The sequence below is a fragment of the Variovorax sp. P4_D9 genome, assembly GCF_056401695.1.
This window is the reverse complement of record NZ_JBFUIU010001446.1, coordinates 1-1,356: the sequence shown is the minus strand read 5'-3', so window position 1 is coordinate 1,356 and position 1,356 is coordinate 1. Positions and strand designations below refer to the sequence as shown.

The window sequence follows — 1,356 nt, the reverse complement described above, 5'->3', positions numbered from 1 at the left end:
CTTTGCCATCACGCGACTCCTTCAGATACGGTTGCAGCGGGCTTTACCGGGGCGGCGTTCGCGCCCTCTTCGACCTGGCTGTCCCAGACCTCGCGAATCGACCCTTCCACATACTCCACGAAGGTGTYGTACGCATCGCGCGCTCGTTTGAACGTTCGTGCATTGCCGTCATACCGTGCGACGTCATAAACGGTCCCGAACTCGGCGCTCGACGACGACGCGACGGCTGTCTTCGGGATTTCAACCGGCAAGACTTTCTCGGCATATGTCTGTCCGATCCACTGCCGCACAACATTGCTGGCCGAATCTGAAGAGTCGACTCGCGCTAACAGGATGTGCATGAAGGAGAACTTCTTGTCGTACCCACGCTGCGCTTTGAACCCGGATGCGAGATCGGAGAAGAGCGTCCAGAACTGGGCGGCCGAAGCAAAGTCCAGTGGGTTCGGCGGCAGCGGCATGATGATGCCGTCAGAAGCCATGAACGCAGCGATGGTCATGTACGAGAGAGCAGGGGGCGTGTCGATGATGATCACGTCGTACTCTGATCGAACATCGTCGATGGCCAAGTCGAGCACGCTCCAGAACTGGAACTCGGGATCTTGCGCCTGACGGGCGGGGAGGGCGAACTCCGCTCCAAACAGCAGTGGTGCCGCAGCCACGATGTCGATCCCGTCCCAGTAGGTCGGCCTGATTGCGTACCGGATGCTCGACTCGGTACCCATGGCGAGAGACAGCACGGTCTGCTCCTCCTCGACTTCGGTGTCGGGTAGGATGCCAAAAAGGGTCGTAGCGGAGCCCTGAGGGTCCACGTCGATCATTAAGACGCGGTGACCGCGCAGCGACAGGCCCTGAGCCAGCGTCACCGCGGTTGTCGTCTTCGTCACGCCTCCCTTGAAGTTGCCGACACTGATCGTGACTGCCTCGGCACCAGGCTGACGGCGCTGCTCCTTGCGATACTCCATGATCCACTCGCGGCTCTCCGCGAGGGTGAACTCGCGACGACTGCCCGCCGAGTTCAGGTTGCCTTGCGGCAGTCCGCCCCTAGACATACGATGGCTGATCGAACCCTTCTCGGTGCCGCACAAGGCAGCCAGCTGGCTCAGGTTAAACACTGGGGCGCTCTTGCGAGCAGTCGGGGCCAACATGGCCGACCGGATCTGCCCCATCATCGCGGTGGCGCGCTCGGCCTGTGCAGTGATGTCCTCTATGGACACCGACTGCAGCCGCTTGTGTAGTTTCAGCTTCGTCAACGCAACTCTCCTTGGAATACGTTCTGGCGCGTCTTAACGCAAAATCAAAATAACCCGCGCATTGTGTCAACGCGCGCGCGTTTTGGAAAGCTAAACCCTGCAAAGC

General features: G+C 60.3%; 1 protein-coding gene. It reads right to left on the bottom strand.

What is annotated here, in order from left to right; all coding sequences use genetic code 11:
- Positions 1–8 precede the first annotated feature (8 nt).
- The gene (locus tag AC1DY5_RS55850) at positions 9–1,250 is read right to left on the bottom strand and encodes an AAA family ATPase (protein ID WP_478122741.1); all 1,242 of its coding nucleotides are present in this window, start codon (positions 1,248–1,250) and stop codon (positions 9–11) included.
- Positions 1,251–1,356 lie beyond the last annotated feature (106 nt).